The 23892-nt window shown below is 44.0% G+C and carries 24 protein-coding genes; all 24 read left to right on the top strand.

Translation table 11 applies throughout. The features are described 5' to 3' along the window. Positions 1-6: 6 nt before the first annotated feature. Positions 7-2040, top strand: a complete 2034-nt coding sequence (gene flhA, locus ACPW7N_RS01400) for a flagellar biosynthesis protein FlhA (RefSeq protein ID WP_425649195.1) — start codon at positions 7-9, stop codon at positions 2038-2040. After that, positions 2040-3344 carry a flagellar biosynthesis GTPase FlhF gene (gene flhF, locus ACPW7N_RS01395; protein WP_425649194.1) on the top strand — a complete coding sequence of 435 codons (1305 nt, stop codon included), beginning with the start codon at positions 2040-2042 and terminating at the stop codon, positions 3342-3344. Before flhA ends, flhF begins: the two co-directional genes overlap by 1 nt. Beyond that, on the top strand, positions 3334-4203 hold the full coding sequence (locus ACPW7N_RS01390) for a MinD/ParA family protein (RefSeq protein WP_425649193.1): 870 nt from the start codon (positions 3334-3336) through the stop codon (positions 4201-4203). Before flhF ends, ACPW7N_RS01390 begins: the two co-directional genes overlap by 11 nt. A gap of 32 nt (positions 4204-4235) precedes the next feature. Continuing rightward, positions 4236-5327 carry a protein-glutamate methylesterase/protein-glutamine glutaminase gene (locus ACPW7N_RS01385; protein WP_425649192.1) on the top strand — a complete coding sequence of 364 codons (1092 nt, stop codon included), beginning with the start codon at positions 4236-4238 and terminating at the stop codon, positions 5325-5327. 18 nt (positions 5328-5345) lie between these two features. Continuing rightward, the gene (locus ACPW7N_RS01380; protein ID WP_425649191.1) at positions 5346-7430 is read left to right on the top strand and encodes a chemotaxis protein CheW; all 2085 of its coding nucleotides are present in this window, start codon (positions 5346-5348) and stop codon (positions 7428-7430) included. 13 nt (positions 7431-7443) lie between these two features. Continuing rightward, on the top strand, positions 7444-7920 hold the full coding sequence (locus ACPW7N_RS01375) for a chemotaxis protein CheW (RefSeq protein ID WP_425649190.1): 477 nt from the start codon (positions 7444-7446) through the stop codon (positions 7918-7920). Positions 7921-7924: 4 nt separating this feature from the next. After that, on the top strand, positions 7925-8557 hold the full coding sequence (locus ACPW7N_RS01370; protein WP_425649189.1) for a chemotaxis protein CheC: 633 nt from the start codon (positions 7925-7927) through the stop codon (positions 8555-8557). Further along, positions 8544-9029, top strand: a complete 486-nt coding sequence (locus ACPW7N_RS01365) for a chemotaxis protein CheD (protein WP_425649188.1) — start codon at positions 8544-8546, stop codon at positions 9027-9029. Before ACPW7N_RS01370 ends, ACPW7N_RS01365 begins: the two co-directional genes overlap by 14 nt. Before the next feature lie 3 nt (positions 9030-9032). Continuing rightward, positions 9033-9470 (top strand): hypothetical protein, encoded by a 438-nt coding sequence (locus ACPW7N_RS01360; RefSeq protein WP_425649187.1) that lies wholly within the window; start codon positions 9033-9035, stop codon positions 9468-9470. Between the two features lie 17 nt (positions 9471-9487). Continuing rightward, positions 9488-10276 (top strand): FliA/WhiG family RNA polymerase sigma factor, encoded by a 789-nt coding sequence (locus ACPW7N_RS01355; protein WP_425649186.1) that lies wholly within the window; start codon positions 9488-9490, stop codon positions 10274-10276. Positions 10277-10314: 38 nt separating this feature from the next. Beyond that, positions 10315-11721: a DUF342 domain-containing protein gene (locus tag ACPW7N_RS01350; RefSeq protein WP_425649185.1), complete on the top strand. Its 1407-nt coding sequence runs from the start codon at positions 10315-10317 to the stop codon at positions 11719-11721. 13 nt (positions 11722-11734) lie between these two features. Continuing rightward, on the top strand, positions 11735-12067 hold the full coding sequence (locus ACPW7N_RS01345; RefSeq protein ID WP_425649184.1) for a hypothetical protein: 333 nt from the start codon (positions 11735-11737) through the stop codon (positions 12065-12067). Positions 12068-12147: 80 nt separating this feature from the next. After that, complete coding sequence (locus tag ACPW7N_RS01340; protein ID WP_425649183.1) at positions 12148-12684, top strand: DUF6115 domain-containing protein; 537 nt, start codon at positions 12148-12150, stop codon at positions 12682-12684. Next, positions 12671-13282: a hypothetical protein gene (locus tag ACPW7N_RS01335; RefSeq protein ID WP_425649182.1), complete on the top strand. Its 612-nt coding sequence runs from the start codon at positions 12671-12673 to the stop codon at positions 13280-13282. The genes ACPW7N_RS01340 and ACPW7N_RS01335 overlap by 14 nt, the downstream gene beginning before the upstream one ends. A gap of 182 nt (positions 13283-13464) precedes the next feature. Next, positions 13465-14175 carry a 30S ribosomal protein S2 gene (gene rpsB / locus ACPW7N_RS01330; RefSeq protein ID WP_425649181.1) on the top strand — a complete coding sequence of 237 codons (711 nt, stop codon included), beginning with the start codon at positions 13465-13467 and terminating at the stop codon, positions 14173-14175. An 84-nt stretch (positions 14176-14259) separates the two neighbouring features. Further along, complete coding sequence (tsf, locus tag ACPW7N_RS01325) at positions 14260-15147, top strand: translation elongation factor Ts (RefSeq protein WP_425649180.1); 888 nt, start codon at positions 14260-14262, stop codon at positions 15145-15147. A 112-nt stretch (positions 15148-15259) separates the two neighbouring features. Then, positions 15260-15985, top strand: a complete 726-nt coding sequence (pyrH, locus tag ACPW7N_RS01320) for a UMP kinase (RefSeq protein ID WP_425649179.1) — start codon at positions 15260-15262, stop codon at positions 15983-15985. Continuing rightward, positions 15985-16542 carry a ribosome recycling factor gene (frr, locus tag ACPW7N_RS01315; protein ID WP_425649178.1) on the top strand — a complete coding sequence of 186 codons (558 nt, stop codon included), beginning with the start codon at positions 15985-15987 and terminating at the stop codon, positions 16540-16542. The genes pyrH and frr overlap by 1 nt, the downstream gene beginning before the upstream one ends. Positions 16543-16621: 79 nt before the next feature. Next, on the top strand, positions 16622-17395 hold the full coding sequence (locus tag ACPW7N_RS01310) for an isoprenyl transferase (RefSeq protein ID WP_425649177.1): 774 nt from the start codon (positions 16622-16624) through the stop codon (positions 17393-17395). 18 nt (positions 17396-17413) lie between these two features. Continuing rightward, positions 17414-18211 (top strand): phosphatidate cytidylyltransferase, encoded by a 798-nt coding sequence (locus ACPW7N_RS01305; RefSeq protein WP_425649176.1) that lies wholly within the window; start codon positions 17414-17416, stop codon positions 18209-18211. A 53-nt stretch (positions 18212-18264) separates the two neighbouring features. Then, positions 18265-19422, top strand: a complete 1158-nt coding sequence (locus ACPW7N_RS01300; RefSeq protein ID WP_425649175.1) for a 1-deoxy-D-xylulose-5-phosphate reductoisomerase — start codon at positions 18265-18267, stop codon at positions 19420-19422. Positions 19423-19449: 27 nt separating this feature from the next. Then, positions 19450-20712, top strand: a complete 1263-nt coding sequence (rseP, locus tag ACPW7N_RS01295; protein WP_425649174.1) for an RIP metalloprotease RseP — start codon at positions 19450-19452, stop codon at positions 20710-20712. Between the two features lie 216 nt (positions 20713-20928). Further along, a complete protein-coding gene (gene ispG / locus ACPW7N_RS01290) occupies positions 20929-21987 on the top strand; it encodes a flavodoxin-dependent (E)-4-hydroxy-3-methylbut-2-enyl-diphosphate synthase (protein WP_425649173.1) in 1059 nt (352 codons plus the stop codon). A gap of 100 nt (positions 21988-22087) precedes the next feature. After that, positions 22088-23800: a proline--tRNA ligase gene (locus tag ACPW7N_RS01285; protein WP_425649274.1), complete on the top strand. Its 1713-nt coding sequence runs from the start codon at positions 22088-22090 to the stop codon at positions 23798-23800. The last annotated feature ends 92 nt before the right edge of the window (positions 23801-23892 follow it).

The following is a 23892-nucleotide window of genomic DNA, read 5'->3' as shown; positions in this document are numbered from 1 at the left end:
GACGTCATGAGGACTAAAGAAATTGGTGTAATACTCTTCGTAATCAGTATCGTAACCATGATGGTAATTCCGTTACCACCAGTCCTGCTAGATTTGCTACTAATTGTTAATATCTCTTTGTCCTTGACAATTTTGCTCGTCTCCATGAATACCAAAGAGGCACTGCAGTTTTCGATCTTCCCTACCTTACTGTTAATTACGACTTTATTCCGACTGGCCCTAAACGTTTCGACTACACGGAATATCCTCTCTCATGGAGAGGGTGGTGCGGTAATCGAAACCTTTGGGGATTTTGTCGTTGGAGGAAATCCAGTCGTAGGTTTCGTTGTATTCTTAATTTTGATCATTATTCAGTTTATTGTTATTACCAAGGGTTCGGAGCGAGTAGCGGAAGTTGCTGCCAGGTTCACCCTGGATGCGATGCCTGGGAAACAGATGAGTATTGATGCTGATTTGAATGCCGGGATGATCACGGATGTAGAGGCAAGAAGTCGTCGCCAAAAAATTGAAAGAGAAGCCGATTTTTACGGAGCCATGGATGGTGCGAGTAAGTTTGTAAAAGGAGACGCCATCGCCGGTATTATTATCTTCATTGTTAACATTATCGGTGGTTTCATTATCGGGATTGCCATGATGGATATGGCTTTCGGAGATGCAGCTTCTCATTTTACCAAGTTATCCATCGGTGATGCGCTCGTAAGTCAGATTCCCGCACTCTTAATTTCCACTGCGACCGGTATTATTGTAACTCGAGCTGCTTCTGAAGGTGGTTTGGGTCAAGACATCACTAACCAAATCTTTAATAACCCGAGAATTCTATATATTGTATCAGGACTGATCACATTCCTTGGATTGTTGACACCGATCGGCATTATTGCAACACTGCCGATTGCAGGGATACTCGCTTATGCGGGATATACGATGTCTCGCAGACAAAAATCTTCGATGGAAGAATCCATACAACAAGAAGAGGAACAACAGATCGAAGAAGTACGCAGTCCGGAAAGTGTTGTCAACCTCTTGCAAGTGGATCCAATTGAGTTTGAGTTTGGGTATGGACTGATTCCTTTAGCAGATGCTAAACAGGGGGGAGATCTGCTTGACCGGGTCATTATGATCCGCAGACAATGTGCACTTGAACTGGGTATGGTCGTACCAGTTATTCGGATTCGCGACAACATCCAGCTTAGACCAAATGAATATGTGATCAAAATCAAGGGTAATCAAGTTACTAAAGGGGAAATCCTGCTCGATCACTATCTGGCAATGAGCCCTGGATATGACGATGAATCAGTAGTTGGTATTCCTACCGTAGAACCTGCGTTTGGATTGCCTGCATTATGGGTAACAGAAGAAAATAAGGAGAATGCTGAAATTTCCGGGTACACTGTTGTTGATCCGCCATCTGTTGTTGCTACCCATTTAACGGAAATTATCAAACGGCATGCTCACGAATTATTGGGTCGTCAGGAAACACGTGCATTGCTTGATAATATTAGGGAAACTGCCCCTGTTCTGGTTGATGAGCTCGTGCCTGGTATGTTGTCGATCGGTGATCTGCAAAAGGTATTGCAAAACCTGCTGAAAGAAAAAATTTCGATCCGCAATTTGGCTTCGATCCTCGAAGCACTGGCAGATCACGCTATGTTCACCAAAGATCCAGATGTTCTGACCGAATACGTCAGACAAGGATTGTCACGTCAAATCACATTGCAATTTACGGAGCCAGGACAGCCAATCCGAGTGATCACAGCTGGTCCAGGGCTTGAAAAAGCAATTTCGGAACGTATTGAGCAGTCTGAGCATGGCAGTTATCTTGCGATGGATCCTGAAACATCTCAAGTCATCTACCAGAATTTATCGGAGCAAATTGGAAGAATGGTCAATGCTGGCCAACAACCAATTTTGCTGTCATCACCTGCAATCCGTATGTATCTACGCCAACTGATGGAGAGAATGATGCCTGATATCCCTGTCATTTCATACAATGAGTTGGAACCGAACGTTGAAGTACAAAGTGTTGGGATGGTGAACGTATAATGAGAGTGAAGCGATATGTAGTTGACTCCATGCCAGATGCACTTGAGAAAATTCGGGTTGACCTCGGTAAGGACGCAATCATCCTGAATACAAAACAGATTCGGACTGGTGGAATCTTTGGTTTGTTTGGCAAACAACAGATTGAAGTCATAGCTGCAACTGATGAAAAAGGACAGTCTGACCGGGAAAAAAAGACTCCAACAGCTACGGCGGATCGTCCGAAAGTAGCGGTAAACACCATTTCTGCCAAACAAGCGTATCAACGTAATTCGTCAAACGACTTTGGCAGTGTGGCAACTCAAGTGGAAGAAAGAATAACGACACAACCAATCGTTTCTCCTGAAGCAGTTAACGTAGAACCTGAGATCAAAATCAATCCGACACCGATTGCACCAGCTGCATCGTCACAAGACCTACCAAAAAGTGAAATAGCCGAAGAGCTTCGTGACATGCGCCACATGTTTCAAAAGCTATTGATCCGCTCGGAATCGGGTCAATACTTGCCGGAAAGTGTGGAGAACATCAAGAAACGGTTAATCTCCCAGGAAATAGAGGAAAAAATCGTTGCATGGATCGTTGAAAGCCTCTTAAAACAGTCAGATGACCTTCATGCAAGTGCGGATGAAGATATTTACACAGAGACAAAGCGAATCATTCAGGAGATCCTGCACAAAGGAGCAACACGCTCTCCAAAGATTCCACGTACAGTAAAACATGCGTATTTCTTTGGACCGACAGGAGTCGGTAAGACAACGACCATAGCGAAACTGGCAGCTGAATGTATGTTAAAAGAGAGAAGAAAAGTTGGTTTTATTACTTCCGATACGTACAGAATCGCAGCAGTTGATCAATTGAAAACGTATGCGAACATCCTGAATGTGCCACTTGAAGTTGTCTTCTCACCAAAGGAAGTAGAGCAGGCACTGGAGAGATTGAGCAACTGTGACCTGATCCTGATAGATACAGCAGGCAGGAATTATCGCAATGACGAGTTCGTCAAAGGAATGAAGGAGTTTCTTAGATTCGGGGAATCGAGTGAGAACTATCTGGTGTTAAGCTTGAGTGCCAAATATGAGGATATGAAGACAATCGTAGAGAATTTTGCGGATGTTCCTTCTGCAAAGGCGATCTTTACCAAAGCAGATGAGACCCAATCCTATGGTGCCATTCTCAATATCATTCACCACTTCGATTATTCGCTCTCATACATTACGACCGGACAAAACGTACCAGATGACATTGTTGTGGCGACACCTGAACTGGTAGCGAATATGATAGTAGGAGAAGAAACTTATGGTTCATGATCAGGCTGAGCAATTGCGTGAACGTATACAGCGAACAAATCAGACAAGACCTACGCGATTGATAACCGTAACCAGTGGAAAAGGTGGAGTAGGTAAGTCAAACTTTACTCTGAATTTTGCATTAGGCTTGATCGAACGAGGACAAAAAGTACTCATCTTTGACGTCGATTTAGGATTGGCGAATCTGGATGTGCTAATGGGAGTTACATCCAAAAATAATCTCCTGCACGTAATTGAAAAGAACAAAGCGATCTGGGAATTGATTGAGAAAGGGCCCAATGGACTGGAGTACATCGCCGGTGGCTCAGGCTTCACCCAAATACTCCAGTTGGACGATCAGAAGTTGAATAAGCTTTTTGATCAATTGTCTACTCTCCAGGGTTATGCAGATACTGTGTTTTTTGATACAGGCGCAGGTATTTCCAATGAGTCATTGCGGTTTATGCTTTCGTCTGATGAAATTATATTAGTTACTACTCCTGAACCAACTTCGATTACAGATGCGTATGCAGTAATCAAAATGATTCATTCAAGGAACCCGCAAGCGCAAATCAAAATTATCATTAATCGAGTAAGTTCAAGCAGGGAAGGTAAGGCAACTGCGGACAAGCTTACAACCGTAGCGAAACGATTTTTAAATATGGACCTGCAAACACTGGGCTTTGTACCCGATGATACCAATGTTATGAAGGCAGTAAAGCTTCAACAGCCATTCCTTTTAGCTTTTCCAAACACACAAGCTTCCAAAGGAATTCGGGAGCTTGTCGATCAGTATATCGGCACAGCTACAATAGGCAAATCATTTGAAACCACTGGTTTTAAAGGGTTTCTCTCCCGGATGAAAAACATGATTCGATAAAAAGTGTACAATAAGGAAGGAAGCGGCAGAACATGGAGAAAATTCGAGTTCTTATTGTTGACGATTCCGCCTTCATGCGCAAAGTTATTGATGACATTCTATCAGCCGATCCAGGCATCGAAGTTATTGACCGCGCTAAAAACGGACTCGAATGTATTAAAAAGGTTAAAGAACTAAAACCGGATGTTGTCACACTTGATATCGAAATGCCTATAATGGATGGTTTGGAAGCATTAGAGCAACTGATGAAAAATCACCCCCTTCCTGTCGTCATGCTCAGCAGTTTGACACAAGAAGGTGCAGATGCGACGATTCGGGCATTGGAATTAGGAGCATTTGATTTTGTCGCTAAACCTTCTGGTCCTATTTCATTGGATATCCATAAAGTGGCTGACAAAATATTGGAGCGAGTAAAGGCAGCAGCCACGGCTTCTGGGAGAATTCGCAGGTTTCGTCCTACGCTCACTCCGGTACAACCGTTACCGAAGAAGGAACCACTTGTCGAAAGCAAGCTACCGATGAAATCATCTGCTCCAAAGCCGTCTTCAGCAAATAAATTGGTTGTCATCGGAACTTCAACAGGAGGGCCGAAAGCACTGCAAACACTGTTAACTTCACTTCCGGCCAATTTTGCTGCTCCGATCACAATTGTGCAACACATGCCCCCGGGCTTTACCAAATCCCTCGCTCAACGTTTGGACACGCTTTGTGCCATTCGTGTTGTAGAAGCTGAGGATGGACAACAGCTTGAGAATGGGACAGCTTACATAGCACCCGGTGGTTTTCATATGGAGATCACACAACAAGCAGGAGGCCGATTGCTGATTCGTCTGAATAAAGACGAACCGAGAGGCGGACACAGACCATCTGTTGACACGATGTTTGATTCTGTTTGTGAAATCACCAATGTTAATAAGTGGGCCGTTATTATGACTGGTATGGGTAGTGATGGCACCAAAGGATTAAAGCTGATGAAGGAAAAAGGTCAGGTAGTTAGCGTCATCGAAGACGAATCAAGTTGTGTTGTGTTCGGTATGCCTCGTGCAGCCATACAAGCAGGACTAGCTGATCATGTTGTGCCACTAGAAAGAATTGCCGAAACACTTATTCGTCTTGTTAACTGATTGGGAGGTGGATCAAAAATGGACATGAATCAATACTTAGACATGTTTATTGAAGAATCGAAGGAGCATTTACAAGCAATTAACGCGAACCTGTTACTTCTTGAAAGTGATCCGGACAGCACTCAAATTGTGAATGAAATTTTCCGCTCTGCTCACACCTTGAAAGGGATGGCAGCAACCATGGGTTTCGAGGATATGGCCAGCCTTACACATGAATCGGAGAATGTTCTTGATTTGATCCGTAACAACAAGCTAAAAATTAACAGCGATATCATGGATGTTATCTTCCAGAGTGTCGATTTGATTGAAGGTATGGTTTACAACATTATTGATGGAGGCGATGGTTCTGCTGATGTTTCCGGACCAGTAAGTAAACTTCGCTCTATTGTTGCAGGCGATTTACAAGCAGTGAAAGCTGCTCCAGCTGTAGTTTCTAGCGAGCAGCCTGGCACTTCAACTGCAGTAGCACCTGAAGAAGATCATGCATTCGATGGAGGTCAAAACGACTACAGTCACTACAACCTCGATGAGTTTGCGATTACCGTAATGAAGCAGTCCAAAGATGCTGGGCAAAACATTTTCTGGATCAAGGTTATCCTGCGTGACGATTGCCTTCTGAAAGCTGCTCGGGCCTATATGGTGTTTGATAATCTTGAATCGTTGGGCGAAGTGATCAAGTCAAAACCTTCTGTAGAAGAAATTGAGAATGAGCGCTTTGATCTAGAGTTTGAGATTGTTTTTGTTACAGAGAAACCTCTTGAAGAGATTCGTAAAACTGTTGAGAATGTATCTGAAATTAAAGAGGTCATCATTGAGAAAATTGAGATGCAAGATGAACTCAAAGCAGAAAACACAGCAAAGCAGGAAATTGCCGCAACTGCTGTAGCTACACCTGAGAAGAAACAGGCAGACGCTGCTGCAGTGGCAGCGAATAATAATAAGAAAGTTTCTACCGGGAAAACCATTCGTGTTGACATCGAGCGCCTTGATATTTTGATGAACCTGTTCAGTGAGCTTGTCATCGATCGCGGTCGATTGGAGCAATTGGCTCGAGAGTCAGGCAAGAGCGATTTACAAGAAACAGTTGAGCATATGAGTCGTATCAGCGGAGATTTGCAGAATATCATTCTCACGATGCGCATGGTACCTGTTGAGCAAGTATTTAATCGATTCCCACGCATGGTACGTGATTTGGCAAAGGAATTGAACAAAAAAGTTAACCTTGAAATTTTCGGTGCAGAGACTGAGTTAGATCGCACAGTTATTGATGAAATCGGTGATCCACTCGTTCACTTGCTGCGTAATTCCATCGACCATGGTGTTGAGTCTCCAACGGAACGCAGAATGGCTGGAAAGCCGGAAGAAGGTTCTGTTCAATTAAAGGCTTACCACAGTGGAAACCACGTCTTCATCGAAGTGAAAGACGATGGAAAAGGAATTAATAAAGATAAAGTATTGAAAAAAGCCATTGATCGAGGCATTGTCAACCCTCTGAATGCAGATAGCATGACGGACAAGCAGATCTATGAACTGCTGTTCGCTTCCGGCTTGAGTACAGCCGATGTGGTATCGGATATTTCAGGTCGTGGTGTTGGACTAGATGTTGTGAAGACGAAGATTGAATCCCTTGGAGGCTCTGTAAGTGTCGATTCCAGTTTAGGCAAGGGCACGACCTTCTTGATCCAACTTCCTTTAACCTTATCCATTATTTCAGCGATGCTGGTGCAAATAGAAAACGAGAAATATGCCGTACCGCTTAGCTCAATTATTGAAACTGCGGTCTTCCGTCAGGATGAAATTATGATGGCACACCGTCAGAAAGTAATCGATTTCCGTGGCAAAGTGGTTCCATTAGTATCGTTAAAAGACATCTTCAATATTCCAGATAACGGTGTTGAAAAAGATGATGAGGTAGCAGTTGTTATCGTTCGCAAAGGCGAAAAAATGGCTGGACTGATTGTTGATTCCTTCATCGGACAACAGGAGATTGTACTCAAATCGCTTGGTAAGTATCTGGTTAATGTGTTCGCAATTTCCGGAGCAACGATTTTGGGTGATGGACAAGTTGCGCTTATTATTGACTGCAATGCGCTGATTAAATAGGGAGGGAACGAGAATGATGGATCACAAAGAAATCATCGGAGAAAGTAAAGTTATCGTCTTCCGCTTAAAGGATGAAGAATACGGAGTCGAAGTAAATCAAGTCAAATCAATTGAAAAATTGGAACACATTACTCGTGTGCCGCGTGCACCAAAATTTGTGAAAGGTGTAATCAACCTTCGAGGTGTAGTTACACCGATTGTTGACCTGCGCAGTCGATTCGGTCTGGAGGAAGCGGTTTACTCGGAGACAACGCGTGTGATTATCGTGGTTGTTGGTGAGCTTGAGGTTGGTTTGATTGTCGATGCTGCCAACGATGTTATTGATATTCCGGTGAATGCGATCGAGCCAGCTCCTGAAGTGGTAGGCGGTGTGGAAGCAGCATATCTACGTGGAGTAGCCAAACTGGAAAAACGTCTGCTCATTTTGCTCAATCTCGATAAAGTGCTCAACACCGAAGAAATTAAACAGCTTGACGCAATTGAGGGTTAATGACATGTCTGATTTCGTAAAATTTGGTGCTTTCCAATTAGATGTACTACGAGAAGTTGGAAATATCGGAGCGGGCCACGCTGCTACTGCACTTTCCAAATTGATTCAAAAAGAAGTAGATATGAAAGTTCCACAAGTAAAAATTATTCCTTTTGATGAAATAGCAGATTTTGTTGGAGGGGCGGAGGAAGTGGTTGTTACCATTTTCCTCCGGGTGGAAGGCGATGCGCCGGGCAACATGTTCTTCATTGTGAACTTTAATTCTGCAAGAAATCTCCTTTCCCAATTAATGGGGATTGAAAAAGCAGAAGATGACGACTTTTTCTCTGAGATGGAATTATCTGCTTTGCAGGAAATCGGGAATATTTTGGCGGGTTCCTACCTTTCATCACTTGCTGATTTCACCAGACTGAACATGCAGCCATCTGTACCTGCACTTGCAATTGATATGGCTGGTGCTGTGTTAAGTTACGGACTGATTGAACTAGGCCGTGCAGGAGACTTTGCTTTAACTATTGATACAGCGTTCTTTGAGGGAAATGAAGAAGTTGAGGGGCACTTCTTTCTCATACCAGATCCTGAATCATTCAAAACTTTATTTTCTGCATTAGGGGTTCCTCTCGATGGAAATTTTTAAAATAGGCATGGCCGATCTGGGAGTTGCCAAACTGCCTGACCGTTTGCGGACAACCGGACTCGGCTCTTGTGTTGGAGTAGTTTTATACGATGAAACAAAGAAGGTAGCAGGAATGGCCCACGTCATGCTGCCGGATTCGTCCCTCGCTAAGGGCAGTGAATTAAACATTGCAAAATACGCAGATACGGCTATCCCACAATTGATCAAGGAAATGGAACGACTTGGGGCTTCTACACGAAACATGATTGCAAAAATAGCAGGTGGGGCCCAAATGTTTTCTTTCTTATCGGGAAATGATACGATGAGAATAGGGCCGAGAAATGTCGAAGCGTGCAAGGTCGCTTTAAGCCAAGCTCGCATTCGCATAGTAGTAGAAGATACTGGGGGAAATTGTGGACGTACCATAGAGATGGACTCCGTAACAGGTATGCTGCAAATCCGAACAGTAAATCAAGGGGTTAAGGAAGTTTAACCGATGATTGGAACTATAAAAATCAACCTATGGATAGGATTTATCGCAGCTTTTATATCGCTTGTAATGGCACTTTCAGGTAATGTACTACTCGTTTCTGTCGAGCGTGCCGTCTACGCTTTTCTTCTCTTTTTTATTGCTATGTTTCCAGTTCGCTTGATTGTTGGTTTGATAAAGCCTCAACCTTCAACTACGGTTGAAACAGGCTCTACCACTGCCAATACACAAGCGGGCAGCCAAATTGATTTGGTTACTCCTGAGAATCTCTCTGATGAGGACCGCACCACTCAAGCTGAAGTGGAATCGGATTCAGATCATGAACCGTCTAACGAATTTACGCCACTTGTTCCGAAGCGAATTGAACCTACAACATCTACTCAAAATCCTGAAAATAATCCTCTAGAAATCGCCGACGTAATAAGACGGTTAACTGATGAATAAAGGCTGGTGGTTGATTCATGGCTCGATTAAATAATCGCGACAAAGCGAAGGAATTCGATAAATGGATCTCTTGGAAAGAAGAAGGCAACAAGGATGCTGAACTTGAACTTGTTGAACAGTTCCTTCCTCTTGTAAACAAAGTTGCAAATCGTTTGGCCATTGGTCTGCCAGGTAATGTTGATCGTGATGATCTAGTCAGCTTTGGCCGTTTCGGATTGCTTGATGCTTTGTCCAAGTTTGATCATACACGTGGCTTACAGTTTGAAACGTACGCCATGTGGAGAATCCGTGGTGCCATGATAGACGGACTCAGAGAAAGTGACTGGATTCCTCGCACGGTGCGCGACAGAGCAAAAAAAATAGAAGAGGCATATACCATATTGGAACAACGCCTACTGCGTATCCCGACGGATCAAGAGGTTAGTGAGTATCTGGGGATCTCGGAGAAAGATCTCCAACAGACGATTTATGATACCTCTCTTGCCTCGATGATTTCTATAGATGAAGCTGTTGGTGATGAAGATGAACAAAAAACCGCACGCCATTCATATATCGTGGATGAAATTACACCACGGCCTGATCAAGTAGCTGAGTCAGCCAATATGAAAGAAGTGCTTTCTGTTGCGGTAGACAAGCTCCCTGAAAAAGAGCGTTTGGTTGTTTCCCTATTTTATTTCGAAGAGCTTACACTTTCGGAAATTGCCGAAGTTATGAATTTATCTCCATCCCGTATTTCGCAGCTTCACTCCAAAGCAGTACTTCGTCTTCGTTCGGCATTAAGTCGTTGGAAAAGCCAATTGTTGTAAGCAGAACGATCATATGTAACAGGAGGTGACAAACAACCATGAGTGAACATGCAGAACGTTTCGAGCTGAAGATTTCCCAGGACAAACTATCAGCAGATCTTGTAATTAATCCGGAATTTGCTGAAGGACCATTTACGTATGCAGAAATCAAGGATTATCTTGCGAAGAACGCAATTGTATTTGGAGTTAATGAGAATCTGATCTTTGAGGTCTGTGAAGCACCTAAGAAGTTTGCTGGTACTCCGATACGTATAGCAGAAGGTAAAGCTCCCATTCCAGGTGAACCAGCCAGAGTAGAGCATATTTTCAGTCCTACTCATCATGATGGGATCAAGCCAAAAGAGTTGGAAGACGGACGTGTAGATTATTACAACGTTGTTGACATCGCCAATGTTACGAGAGGTCAATTGGTTGCAAAGAAAATTCCTGCGGGAAGAGGGGAAGACGGTACCAATGTACACGGACTTCCGGTTGCAGCCGTACCCGGTAAAGATACAAACATCAAAACGGGTAAAAATGTTTTATTGAGCCAGGATAAAATGCTTTTGTATGCGGCAATTGATGGCCAAATTTCCGTTGACAACTCAGAAAAAATTAACGTCTTCCCTGTTTATGAAGTAAAGGGAGACGTCGATTTTAGCGTGGGTAATATTGATTTCGTGGGAACGGTTGTTATTCGAGGTAATGTTCCAACTGGTTTTCGAATCAAGGCATCAGGTGACATTCGCATTCTTGGCAGTGTAGAGGGTGCAGAGTTGGAAGCAGGCGGTTCCGTTGAGATCAAGAGTGGCATTGCAGCTCAGGATAAAGGACATGTAATTGCTGGAGTAGACGTGAAAACCTCCTACATTCAAAACGGAAATGTGAGAGCAAGCAACGATGTCATTGTCTCTCAAAGCATTATGTTTTCGAATATTCGAGCAGGTCAAAATGTACTCTGTAATGGGCCAAAAGGAATTATTATCGGTGGTTCCATTCAAGCAGGAGAAAAGATCGTCGCTCGTGTGATCGGAAATTCCAGCGCTACACCTACAGTACTCGAAGTTGGTGTGAAACCGGAATTGCGCAATGAACTGCAAACGGTCATTAAAGAATTAACCAACTCGTATGACAATTTGAAAAAGACGGATCAAGGCCTTGGAGTAATCGATCATCTTCTGCATACTGGTGTAGAACTATCACCTGATAAAAAGATGTTGCAGATCAAAATGACGAACACCAAGATCATGCTTGAGAAAGAAATCAAGAAATTGGAAGCACAAAAAAAAGAATTGGAAATACAATTGGATCATGAGGCGCATGCCGTTGTTGACGTATACAATGTTATGTATCCAGGAATAAAACTTGTCTTCGGTAAACTTATACGTTTCATCAAACAGGAGTTTCCACGCACTCGATTCCTTGTTGTTCAAGGCGAAATCACAACCTCACAACTGTTGAGATAAGGAGTGATGAGGTATGAGTCTCAAGGCCGTTGAATTGCAGGTGGCACTTCCTCGTACCCAGGAAATCAGCCGATTTCAAGAACAGCAGCAACAGCGTCACGCCAATGAACAGCAAGCACAGGTTAATGACAGGAATCATCTCGATCAGAAGAATCGTCAGCGAACCACCAACATAAATGAAACGACACATGGACAAATTAAAGAAAAACAGGATGAAGATGAGAAGCGTAAAAAGAAACAGACAGACTCGGTAAAAAAAGGAGTCGCTGCGAAAGAAAACAAATCGAAAGAACAGAAGCATATGACGGATCCACTGCGAGGCCATTTTATTGATATCTCGTTGTAATTTTCTAAGTGAACGCCACATCTTCGTTTTCTCGTTAGCTCTCATCAAATTTTAAGGACACAGAAACAAAGGTGAAACGAATGGATCAACCATTGTTCCTTTTATTTGGAGCAGGGGCACTAATTGTGATCTCTGCATTTTTTTTGAGGAAGAAAGAGACTGTAGACAAACAACCAGTTATACATAATGCACTAGATCGTTCAGAAATGGAAAAGACATTGCAACGGTTCGTTTTACAAGTTCAAAAGGAAAACGACCAGACTATTCAGCAAATCCAACAGAACAAGCAAGAACATACTCGAGAGGTAAACCAGCTTCATCAACGTCTCCATCAAGTGGAGGCGGAACTGAACCAGTTGAAAGCGACGACTGCCACCCTTCAAGCTGTTCCAAAGGCAACGGTTGAAGAGATCGCAGAAGAGGTAGTGCAAGATCAAGAACAAGAAGAAGATTCTTTCTCTCTGCGAGAGCGATATAAAAGAGTGTTCGATTTAAAGCAAGAAGGATTGCATCCAGATGAAATTGCGAAAAAGTTAGGGGCAGGGCGTGGTGAAATCGATTTAATTCTCTCTCTCGCCTCACCAGCAAAGAGAGGGTCGTCCGATGATAAGTCGTAATCTGCTGATTGGATTCGGGTTAGGGCTTTTATTTTCTGCCAGTTTCCTGACGATATTTCCATCTGCTGCCCCAGAGGGAAAACCAACACAGGAGCAACTGGAAGCTTACGCGAAGTCACAAAACTACGTATTAGTGCCAAAGAAACAATATGATGAACTTGTAAAAGATAAAAAACCTGAGTCAGAGTCACCAAAAGCGCCGACAAGCCCACAAGATACGACACCACCGCAGCAGGTTACGCCTCCTACGACACAGGTTCCACCTGCAAACGCTACGTCACCCAATGCACCTGTTCCTCCCACGGGAACGGATCAACCAGAGACGTCCACGCCACCTGCAGCCAATACACCAAGTACGCCAACACAGCCAACAGCTCCTGTGAAAATTGTGACCATCACGATTCCGTACAATTCCACAGCGAAAAATGTTGCACGTATGCTTGTTGATGCAGGTCTCCTACCTGAGAACAACAACTTTGTGACTCAATTAAAGGAGAAACAAAAGCTGAATCGAATTCGGGTTGGTACCTACAAGATTCCAACGGGTACAAGTGTTGATGAGATCATTCGAATAATCACAACGCCTCCACCAAAGTAGGAGGCTTTTTTTCTGCTCAGATTTCTTGCAATTGATTTATCCATGTGATATAGTTTTCTACGGTGTTGAATACACACGCTTCTCCAATTCCGGCAAGGGTGCTACAGTACGTAGTTTTGCTTCGGAAAATGCGGAGGGCGGAGGTTGACACAAAAAAACCAAAACAGAGGAGGTGTGTTAATATGGCGGTAATCTCTATGAAACAGCTTCTCGAGGCTGGTGTACATTTTGGTCACCAAACTCGTCGCTGGAATCCAAAAATGGATCGCTATATTTTCACCGAACGTAACGGTATCTACATCATCGACTTGCAGAAAACTGTAAAGAAAGTTGATGAAGCTTACAACTTCGTACGTGAAGTTGCTGCTAACGGCGGTAAAATGCTGTTTGTTGGTACGAAGAAACAAGCACAAGAAGCTGTAAAAGATGAGGCAGAACGCACAGGTCATTACTTCATCAACCAACGTTGGTTGGGTGGTACTTTGACTAACTTCTCCACAATCCAAAAACGTACAGCTCGTCTTGCTGAGTTGAACCGTATGGAAGAAGACGGTACTTTCAACGTACTTCCTAAGAAAGAAGTTATCATTCTCCGCAAAGAGAAAGATCGCTTGGAAAAATTCCTCGGCGGTATCGCGCACATGCACGAACTTCCAGACGCATTGTTCATCATCGATCCACGTAAAGAGCGTATCGCAGTTGCAGAAGCTCGCAAATTGGGTATCCCAATCGTAGCGATTGTAGATACTAACTGTGACCCAGATGAAATCGATTATGTTATCCCTGGTAACGATGATGCAATCCGCGCTGTTAAATTGTTAACTAGCAAAATGGCTGATGCTTTAGTTGAAGGCAACCAAGGCGGAGAGCAAGTAGCGACAACCACGGAGTAAGAGACAAGGGTGGACTGAGGGTTTCAGAAACCCTGGTCCGCCTTTTATTTTTCTATCTTTACTATCTTAAGGAGGATATCACTCATGGCAATCAGTGCACAAGCCGTAAAAGAACTGCGTGAAAGAACAGGCGCAGGTATGATGGACTGCAAAAAAGCTTTGGAAGAAACAAATGGCGATATGGAAAAAGCAATTGACCTGCTTCGTGAACGCGGTATCGCAAAAGCAGCGAAAAAAGCTGGCCGTGTAGCTGCTGAAGGTTTGACAGCAGTAGCAGTTGCAGGAAACGTTGCAGCAGTTGTTGAAGTAAACTGTGAAACTGACTTCGTTGCGAAAAACCCAGAATTCCAACAATTGGTTAAAGATATTGCTGAGCATGTTGTTTCCGAGCGTCCTGCTGATGTTGATGCAGCACTTGCACAACCATTCAAAGGTCAAGGCGAAACTCTTTCTCACGTAATCAGCGAGAAAATCGCTACGATCGGAGAAAACCTCAGCTTCCGTCGTTTCCACGTTATCGAGAAATCTGATGCAGGTGCATTCGGTGGCTACTTACATATGGGTGGAAAAATCGGTGTGCTTGTAGCTTTGGAAGGTACTTCTAACGAAGGTTTGGCAAAAGACATTGCTATGCACGCTGCTGCTGCTAACCCACGTTTTGCTAACCGTGAAGAAGTATCTGCTGACGAGATCGAACGTGAGCGCGAAGTTCTCAAAAACCAAGCACTTGCTGAAGGCAAACCAGCTAACATCGTTGAAAAAATGGTGGAAGGCCGTTTGTCCAAGTTCTTCGAAGAGTACGTATTGGTTGAGCAACCATTCGTTAAAGATCCAGACAAAAAAGTTTCTGCTTTGTTAAAAGAAGCAGGAGCATCTTTGAAAGAATTCGCTCGTTTCCAAGTAGGCGAAGGTATCGAGAAGAAACAAGAAGACTTTGCTGCTGAAGTTATGGCACAAGTAAACAAACAATAATAAGCAGGTTAACATAAGAACATTTGAGAAAGGGAGCACGAGGGTGTTCCCTTTTTTAAAAAAAGAATGGTAAACTTGGCAGAGAATGTTAGAAGAATGGAGGTTTTTCCACATGCCACTTCCTGCATATAAGCGTGTCGTGTTAAAGTTGAGTGGGGAAGCGCTTGCTGGAGAACTAGGGTACGGAATTGACCCTAAGGTTATCTTCTCTATCGCAAACCAAATCAAGGAAATAGTTGAAATGGGTGTACATGTCGCCGTAGTTGTCGGCGGAGGCAATATTTGGCGTGGACTTTCCGGTGCCTCCAAGGGGATGGATCGTGCAACTGCTGACTACATGGGGATGTTAGCGACAGTGATGAACTCCCTTGCCTTACAGGATGGATTAGAACAAGTAAACGTACCTACGCGCGTACAGACTTCAATTGAGATGCGTCAAGTTGCAGAACCTTACATAAGACGGAGAGCGATTCGTCATCTAGAAAAGAACCGTGTTGTTATTTTTGCTGCGGGCACGGGGAACCCATACTTCTCTACGGATACAACAGCTGCATTGCGGGCTGCTGAAATAGAAGCCGAAGTGATCCTTATGGCAAAAAACAAAGTGGATGGTGTTTATACTGCTGATCCATCGGTTGATCCGGATGCAGTGAAATATGACAAATTAACCTTCCTCGAAGTTCTGAACCAGGGTCTTGGCGTGATGGACTCAACCGCTTCAAGCTTGTGTATGGATAATAATATTCAATTAATTGTGTTCTCCATTACGGAGGAAGGCAACATCCTCAGAGCCGTAATGGGAGAAAAGATTGGAACGATTGTTAAGGGGGATGCCTAATGCCGCAGTCTATTTTAAAAGACATGGAAGAACGTATGTCAAAAGCGATTAACACACTGAAAAAAGACTTGTCTACCTTGCGTACGGGCCGTGCTACTCCAGCCATTCTGGATAAAGTGATGGTGGATTACTACGGTACACCAACACCAATCAGCCAATTGGCAAACGTCAATGCTCCAGAACCTCGTTTGCTGTTAATCCAACCATGGGACAAAACAGCATTAAAAGAGATTGACAAGGCAATTCAACAGTCTGATCTGGGATTAAGCCCGAATAACGATGGAACGGTTATTCGTATTATTGTTCCACCGCTTACTGAAGAACGCCGTAAGGACCTTGTTAAAGTGGCATCCAGAGATGGGGAAGAATCAAAAGTAGCGATCCGCAATATCCGTCGTGATGCCAATGAAGACATCAAGAAGTTGGAGAAAGCGGGTACTATCTCCGAAGATGATTCTCGTCGCCATCAGGAAACCATCCAAAAAACAACTGATAAATTTATTGCAGAAGTAGATAAGGTAGTAAAAGATAAAGAAAAAGACATCTTGGAAGTATAAATAAGTAGATCTATAGCTCCCCCTCTTACAGGTAGGAGGGGGAGCCTTAGTCTACATTTCTCTTTCTGGGGGAAACCTTATGCTAGAACGTATTGGTCAAATGTTGGGGAAAAAGAGTAATCAAACAGAATCAAATCAAATCATTGATCGAAATGGTGACATTCCCAGACACATTGCTGTCATCATGGACGGCAACGGTAGATGGGCAAAGCAGCGAAGCTTGCCACGAGTTGCAGGTCATCGTGCTGGAATGAAAACAGTCAAAGAAATTGTAAAAGCTGCTGATGATTTAGGCGTACAAGTCATGACGATGTATGCATTTTCAACTGAAAATTGGAAGCGACCACGTGATGAAGTTGACTTTTTGATGAGGTTGCCTCAAGAATTCCTGTCGACAGAATTGGATGAATTAATCGAACGAAATGTGCGTCTTATTCTTGTAGGAAGCAAAGAAGGTCTTCCTGCCCATACATTGGCTGCGATGGAACAAGCAGAAGAAAAGACCAAGCATAATACCGGTTTGAAATTGCACTTTGCCCTTAACTACGGGGGAAGAACAGAGATTGTGAAGGCAGTCTCTGAACTGACGAAGCTTGTTTTGGATGGAAAATTATCGGCAGAAGAGATTACGGAAGAAGCAATCTCTTCCCATTTGTATACACACGAGTCTCCAGACCCTGATTTGTTGATTCGCACAAGCGGAGAGATTCGGTTAAGCAACTTTATGTTGTGGCAATTGGCGTACACTGAACTATGGTTTACTGATGTTCTTTGGCCTGATTTCTCAAAAGAGCATTTTTATCAAGCAATAGCAGAATATCAAGGCAGAGGTCGTCGATACGGTGCGGTATAACCAAAGAGGTGGAAGAGTTTGAAGCAACGAATGATAACAGGGTTACTAGGAGGAGTACTATTTATTACCCTTGTCTATTTGGGAGGCATTTGGTATTCCCTACTTATTTTACTTTTGGCCATGGTTGGCCTTTTTGAATTTTTACGTATGGCTCACCTGCGACCGTTTGGAATAGCGGGCTTATTAAGTTATTTACTGATGTTGAGTATTCTTTGGCCTGAACTGATATCAGCCGATATGGCTCTGTTTCAGTTCTCCAATTTATTGATTCCGGTTTTACTGCTACTGTTGTTTTACACGGTCATACGCAAGAACGAATTTCACATCGAACACGTGGCACTCGCTATTCTAGGAGCATTGTATCTGGGTTATGGTTTTTTATATATGGCTGCCTTTCGAGATGGCATGAGTCAGCACGGTTTTTGGCTCACCATGCTGGTGCTGCTAGGAATCTGGTCAACGGATTCTGGCGCATATTTCGTTGGACGGGCCATTGGAAAAAACAAGCTTTGGCCAGCCATCAGTCCGAATAAAACAATCGAGGGTTCCATTGGTGGTCTTGCAGCAGCGCTGATTGTAGTATTAGGAATTAACGCAGTTCAGGGGATCATTCCTTTTACACAAGCCCTTGCTATAGCGCTAGTAACCGGAATCGCAGCACAAATGGGAGATCTCGTGGAATCCGCATTGAAACGCCACTTTGGCGTCAAGGATTCGGGCCGCATTTTCCCTGGACATGGCGGTGTTCTGGATCGTTTTGACAGTTTGATAATTGTGTTTCCGATTTTATACCTTTTAGGTTTACATACGGCGTAAACTCTTTTCGGAAAAGTATTGTAAAAGAGAGAATGGGTAGAGGTGGATCAACAGTGAAGAAAATATCACTTCTAGGTTCAACAGGATCAGTTGGTACGAGCACTCTGGAAGTAGTTTCTCAGCACCCTGAAGAATTCCAGATTGTAGGGCTTGCGGCGGGCTCCAATCTAGAGTTGGTAGCAAAACAAGTGAAACAATTTCGCCCACAGATCGTATCAGTAGGTAAGGCAGAGTATATTAAACAACTTCGTGAATATATTGGTGATGCGCACGTCCCTGAGATTGTCAGTGGCAAAGAAGGCTTGATTCAGGTTGCCAGTCATGACTCAGCCGATTTTGTACTTACTGCTGTAGTAGGCAGCGTGGGGGTTGAGCCGACGCTAGCAGCGATTGAAGCAAAAAAAACGATCGGTTTAGCCAACAAGGAAACTTTGGTGAGCGCAGGACATATTGTGATGGAAGCTGCCCTGAAAAACGGGGTAACTATCATCCCGGTAGACAGTGAGCACTCCGCTATCTTTCAATGCTTGCAAGGAGAGCATAGGGACGATGTGTCACGCATCCTGTTGACAGCATCGGGTGGATCGTTCCGTCATTTGACTCGTGATCAATTAAAACACGTCGGTATCCAAGACGCACTGAACCATCCGAACTGGAATATGGGAGCCAAAATAACGATTGATTCAGCAACCATGATGAATAAAGGGCTTGAAGTAATTGAGGCACACTGGCTTTTTGGACTTCCCTTCGAACAGATTGAATGTGTTCTCCATTATGAAAGCATTATCCATTCTATGGTAGAATACAAAGATCGGGCAGTGATGGCGCAATTGGGAACACCAGATATGAAGGTTCCCATTCAGTACGCATTAAGCTACCCGAGAAGATTGCCACTTCAGACACAACCGCTAGACCTGGTGACTTGTGGAACACTTCACTTTGCCAAAATGGATTTCGAGCGTTATCCCATGATTAAACTGGCTTACGAGTGCGGGAAACAGGGCGGTACACTGCCAACCGTGATGAATGCAGCCAATGAAATAGCCGTTGATCGTTTCTTGCGGGGAGAAATCTCGTTTTTGCAAATAGAAGAATTGGTACAAAGCATCTGTGAGAAACACGTGAAAATCAATCGACCGGACTTGGAAACAATTTTTGCGGCCGATGAGTGGGCACGTCATGAAGCGACTCACTATCAATTTACTCGTTGAGACTAATGTAGAAAGGTGGCCTATCCTTTGCCTATTCCTAACTTGGATTCGTTTGGATCAATCGTTGCCATCATCGTGGTATTTAGTGTGCTGGTACTTGTACACGAATTAGGACATTTTCTCTTGGCAAAGCGTGCAGGCATTCTTTGTCGTGAATTTGCTTTGGGGATGGGTCCTAAAATTTTCCGCTTTAAACGTGGTGAGACCGAGTATACTGTACGGCTCCTACCGATTGGCGGACTTGTGCGAATGGCCGGAGAAGACCCCGAGTTGGACGTGTTAAAGCCACACATGATGATTGGAATTGAACTCGATGCTCTTAATCGAGTGAAGAGAATGTATCTCGATCAGAAATCCAATCAGGCAAGTACAATTCAGGGGGTTGTTACCCAATTTGATCTGGAACACAAATTGACACTCACACTGGATGTTTCTGGTGAAGAGAAGACGTTTAAGGTTGATCCGCAAGCACAATTGGTGTTTGAGGACCGTGAGATTCAAATCGCACCATATAACCGTCAGTTCAAAGGTAAAACAGTCAGTCAGCGTTTCTGGGCAATCTTTGCAGGTCCAGCAGCAAACTTTCTCCTTGCGTTTGTTCTGTTAATGGCTAGCGGTTTACTCTATGGTGTTCCTTCGAATGAGCCTTTGATCGGGGAAGTTAAGCCCAATGGCCCTGCAGCAAAGGCAGGATTATTGGAAGGTGATCGAGTCCTTTCCATTCAAGAAAAACCGATACAAACGTGGAAACAGATTGTAGACGTAGTAAGTACATCGCCTGGCAAGGAATTGGTTTTGGAAATCGAACGTAACGGAGAAAGAAAGAAAGTCCCGGTACTCGTTCAAAACGAGAATGGCCAGGGCAAAATCATGGTTTACAATCCAGTCACATACAACCCGCTAGAGTCCATCCGTTATGGTGCAGTTGCGACCTATGACTTTACGGCGATGATTATTAGCAACCTGGCAATGCTGTTTACGGGCGCTGTAGGATTGAAAGATTTGAGCGGGCCTGTTGGTATCTTCAAGATGACAGGTGAGTTTGCTCAGCAAGGGATCAAAACTCTGATCACATGGGCAGCCGTGTTGAGCATCAACTTAGGTTTGTTCAATTTACTCCCGTTACCTGCACTTGATGGTGGACGATTGGTATTCCTTGGGGTCGAAGGATTGCGAGGCAGACCAGTTGACCCTCACAAGGAGGGCATGGTACACTTCCTGGGATTTGCGTTCCTGATGCTGCTGATTTTGGTAGTAACATGGAACGACATTCAACGCTTCTTCTTCTAAAAAGGAAGTTCAAAAAGTCCGGGAAACATAGCGTTCGAATTTCTTCGTTGCGTTGCCCCTCCGCTGCTCACGTAGACTTACCTACGTTCCGCTGCTCGGGTCTTCCGCGCCTTGAACTTCGAGGCTCTGTTTGTCCTCCTTTTTGAACAAGATCTTTTTGACTAATTCTGATATACTACATGCGTAACAGACAGATAAAAAGGATGGTGTACAACCGTGTACAAACGCGAGGAGACGAAACCGATATTTGTGGGGGGCGTACAAATCGGCGGTCAAAAGAGCGTGGTTATTCAATCCATGACAACTGCTGATACACGTAACGTGGAAGCGACACTTAATGAAATTCAACGCTTGTACGATGCGGGTTGCCAAATTGTTCGTCTGGCGGTTATTAATGAGGATGCAGCAAGAGCGATCAAACAAATCAAGGCACGCTCACCATTGCCATTAGTTGCAGATATACACTTCGATCATAAACTGGCTTTGATTGCTTTGGAGAGTGGAATCGATAAAATTCGTATCAACCCGGGCAATATCGGCTCAAAGGAAAAAACCAAACGAGTTGTGGAAGCGTGTAAGGAACGAAATGTTCCTATCCGTATCGGGGTAAACTCCGGTTCAGTGGAGAAGCGTTTATTGGATAAATACGGTTACCCGAGTCCCGAAGCGATTGTTGAGAGTGCGATGGATCACGTCGAGATTTTGGAAGATCTCAACTTTGATAATATAGCAATTTCACTCAAATCTTCTGATGTTATGACGATGATTCAAACCTATTCTCTGATGGCGCAGAAGCGGAATTACCCACTTCACGTTGGAGTAACAGAAGCTGGCACTCAATTCTCCGGCGGTATTAAATCTGCCGTCGGTATCGGTACGGTTCTCTCCATGGGAATCGGTGACACCATTCGTGTATCCCTGACGGCTGACCCAGTAGAAGAAATCAAGGTAGCAAAACAAATCCTCAAAAGTCTGGATATCGTCAACAATGATCCGGTAGTAATTAGCTGTCCTTCATGTGGTCGTTGTGCCATTGACTTGATCGGCCTTGCCACTCAAGTAGAAGACGCTGTGTCTACCTTGAAAACACCATTGAAGGTTGCGGTCATGGGCTGTGCGGTTAACGGGCCAGGTGAAGCTCGTGAAGCAGATGTCGGCGTAGCCGGCGGTAATGGCGAAGGGTTAATCTTCCGTAACGGTGAGATTGTACGTAAAGTAAAAGAAGATGAACTTTTTGAGGAATTGATGAAAGAAATCAATTCGATTGTGAAATAACTGGATGTAAGATAAGCCTCGAGCGATACTACAGGACGCTCGGGGCTTCACGTATAAAGACTTATCTTGTGTGGTCAGTTGCTAAGGAGGAATTGTCGTGTTGAAACAAAGTCAAATGCTTATCCCTACATTGAGGGAAGTACCATCAGACGCAGAAATCGCCAGCCATAAATTATTGCTGCGTGCCGGAATGGCCAGACAGTTAGCTTCTGGAATTTATACATACATGCCATTGGCGCTTCGGGTTTTACAAAAAATTCAAAAGATCGTTCGGGAAGAGATGAACCGTGCAGGAGCGCAGGAAATTCTCATGCCTGCTATGCAACCAGCAGAGTTGTGGAATAAATCTGGTCGTTGGGATGTATACGGTCCTGAGCTCGTTCGATTGAATGACCGTCATAACCGTTCATTTGCACTTGGACCTACACATGAGGAAGTAGTTACTACTTTGGTCGGCTCTGAAGTGAATTCCTATAAAAAACTTCCTTTGAACGTGTACCAAATTCAAACCAAGTTCCGTGATGAAGTTCGCCCTCGTTTCGGATTGATTCGTTGCCGTGAGTTTATTATGAAAGATGCTTATTCTTTTGATACGACCCAGGAAGGATTGGACAAGAACTTCCAGGCGATGTTCGATGCCTACACCAACATATTCACTCGTGTCGGATTGAACTTCCGTGCTGTAGAAGCGGATGCAGGTTCGATTGGCGGAACGGGAACGTACGAGTTCATGGCTCTTTGTGAAATTGGTGAAGATACCATTGCGTACTCTACAGAAAGTGATTACGCTGCTAATCTGGAGAAGGCAGAAGTGGTGTACAAAGCCAAACCAAAACAAAACATCGACGTGACTTCAACAGAAAAGATCCACACACCAGGTGTACGTACCATTAGCCAGCTAGTGGAAAGCCTGGGTGTACTAGCTTCTGACATCATTAAAAGTCTTGTATATAAACTTGATGATAAATTCGTGCTGGTATTGGTGCGTGGTGATCACGAACTGAATGAGGTAAAGCTCAAAAACCTCTATGATGCAACCAATATCGGTATGGCGTCCGAAGAAGAAGTGCGTCAATTACTGAATGTATCGGTTGGTTTTGTAGGTCCAATCGGAGTTCCAGCCGATTTGGAAGTTGTTGCTGATAATTATGTGCAAGATGTGGTTGACGGGGTTGTCGGAGCGAATGAAGTGGATTACCATCTCAAGCACGTCTCACCTGAGCGTGATTTGCGTGTAACTCGTTATACTGACCTGCGAAACATTACGGAAGGAGACGATTCTCCACGTGATAACGGGAAAATTGCTTTTGCCCGTGGCGTAGAGGTTGGTCACGTATTTAAATTGGGTACTAAATACTCCAAAACATTAGGTGCTACCTTCCTTGATGAAAATGGCCGTTCCCAGGACATGATCATGGGTTGTTACGGTATTGGTGTTTCTCGTACGTTGGCAGCAGTGATTGAGCAAAACAACGATGAGAACGGAATTATGTGGCCAGTTTCGGTTGCTCCATTCCATGTACATGTGATCCCGATCAATGCCAAGGTCGACGAGCAGCGGGAAGCGAGCGAGCGCATTTATGCAGAACTTACCGAAGCGGGAGTTGAAGTACTGTACGATGATCGTCCAGAACGTGCGGGGGTTAAGTTTAAAGATGCAGACCTCATCGGCTTGCCAATTCGTGTCACCATCTCAGACAAAATTGCGGATGGTACGGTAGAGGTACGTGTGAGACGTACAGGCGAAACTTTCGAGGTTGCTGTAAGAGAACTCACATCATTTGTCAGAGATTTGCTTGCAAAGCTTTCCTAATACGGATTTGCCTGTCTAGCAGGAATCAACTCACAAATTGTCGAATTACTATGTGGTGCTCCAATCTGGGGCGCCACTTTTCATTTGTAAGC

It is taken from the genome of Brevibacillus nigriterrae, from assembly GCF_049846925.1.
GTDB lineage: Bacteria > Bacillota > Bacilli > Brevibacillales > Brevibacillaceae > Brevibacillus_H.
Note: the sequence above shows the minus strand (reverse complement) of the source record. Positions and strands in the feature narration are given on the sequence as shown.

What these genes read in the sequence shown, in the direction of transcription:
- ACPW7N_RS01380 (WP_425649191.1), top strand. Translation starts at nt 5,346, where the DNA reads ATGGACATGAATCAATACTTAGACATGTTTATTGAAGAATCGAAGGAG.
- flhA (WP_425649195.1), top strand. Translation starts at nt 7, where the DNA reads ATGAGGACTAAAGAAATTGGTGTAATACTCTTCGTAATCAGTATCGTA.
- ACPW7N_RS01375 (WP_425649190.1), top strand. Translation starts at nt 7,444, where the DNA reads ATGATGGATCACAAAGAAATCATCGGAGAAAGTAAAGTTATCGTCTTC.
- pyrH (WP_425649179.1), top strand. Translation starts at nt 15,260, where the DNA reads ATGCCACTTCCTGCATATAAGCGTGTCGTGTTAAAGTTGAGTGGGGAA.
- ACPW7N_RS01355 (WP_425649186.1), top strand. Translation starts at nt 9,488, where the DNA reads ATGGCTCGATTAAATAATCGCGACAAAGCGAAGGAATTCGATAAATGG.
- ACPW7N_RS01340 (WP_425649183.1), top strand. Translation starts at nt 12,148, where the DNA reads ATGGATCAACCATTGTTCCTTTTATTTGGAGCAGGGGCACTAATTGTG.
- ACPW7N_RS01335 (WP_425649182.1), top strand. Translation starts at nt 12,671, where the DNA reads ATGATAAGTCGTAATCTGCTGATTGGATTCGGGTTAGGGCTTTTATTT.
- ACPW7N_RS01350 (WP_425649185.1), top strand. Translation starts at nt 10,315, where the DNA reads ATGAGTGAACATGCAGAACGTTTCGAGCTGAAGATTTCCCAGGACAAA.
- ACPW7N_RS01390 (WP_425649193.1), top strand. Translation starts at nt 3,334, where the DNA reads ATGGTTCATGATCAGGCTGAGCAATTGCGTGAACGTATACAGCGAACA.
- ACPW7N_RS01365 (WP_425649188.1), top strand. Translation starts at nt 8,544, where the DNA reads ATGGAAATTTTTAAAATAGGCATGGCCGATCTGGGAGTTGCCAAACTG.
- rpsB (WP_425649181.1), top strand. Translation starts at nt 13,465, where the DNA reads ATGGCGGTAATCTCTATGAAACAGCTTCTCGAGGCTGGTGTACATTTT.
- ACPW7N_RS01370 (WP_425649189.1), top strand. Translation starts at nt 7,925, where the DNA reads ATGTCTGATTTCGTAAAATTTGGTGCTTTCCAATTAGATGTACTACGA.
- frr (WP_425649178.1), top strand. Translation starts at nt 15,985, where the DNA reads ATGCCGCAGTCTATTTTAAAAGACATGGAAGAACGTATGTCAAAAGCG.
- ACPW7N_RS01385 (WP_425649192.1), top strand. Translation starts at nt 4,236, where the DNA reads ATGGAGAAAATTCGAGTTCTTATTGTTGACGATTCCGCCTTCATGCGC.
- tsf (WP_425649180.1), top strand. Translation starts at nt 14,260, where the DNA reads ATGGCAATCAGTGCACAAGCCGTAAAAGAACTGCGTGAAAGAACAGGC.
- ACPW7N_RS01345 (WP_425649184.1), top strand. Translation starts at nt 11,735, where the DNA reads ATGAGTCTCAAGGCCGTTGAATTGCAGGTGGCACTTCCTCGTACCCAG.
- flhF (WP_425649194.1), top strand. Translation starts at nt 2,040, where the DNA reads ATGAGAGTGAAGCGATATGTAGTTGACTCCATGCCAGATGCACTTGAG.
- ACPW7N_RS01360 (WP_425649187.1), top strand. Translation starts at nt 9,033, where the DNA reads ATGATTGGAACTATAAAAATCAACCTATGGATAGGATTTATCGCAGCT.
- ACPW7N_RS01310 (WP_425649177.1), top strand. Translation starts at nt 16,622, where the DNA reads ATGCTAGAACGTATTGGTCAAATGTTGGGGAAAAAGAGTAATCAAACA.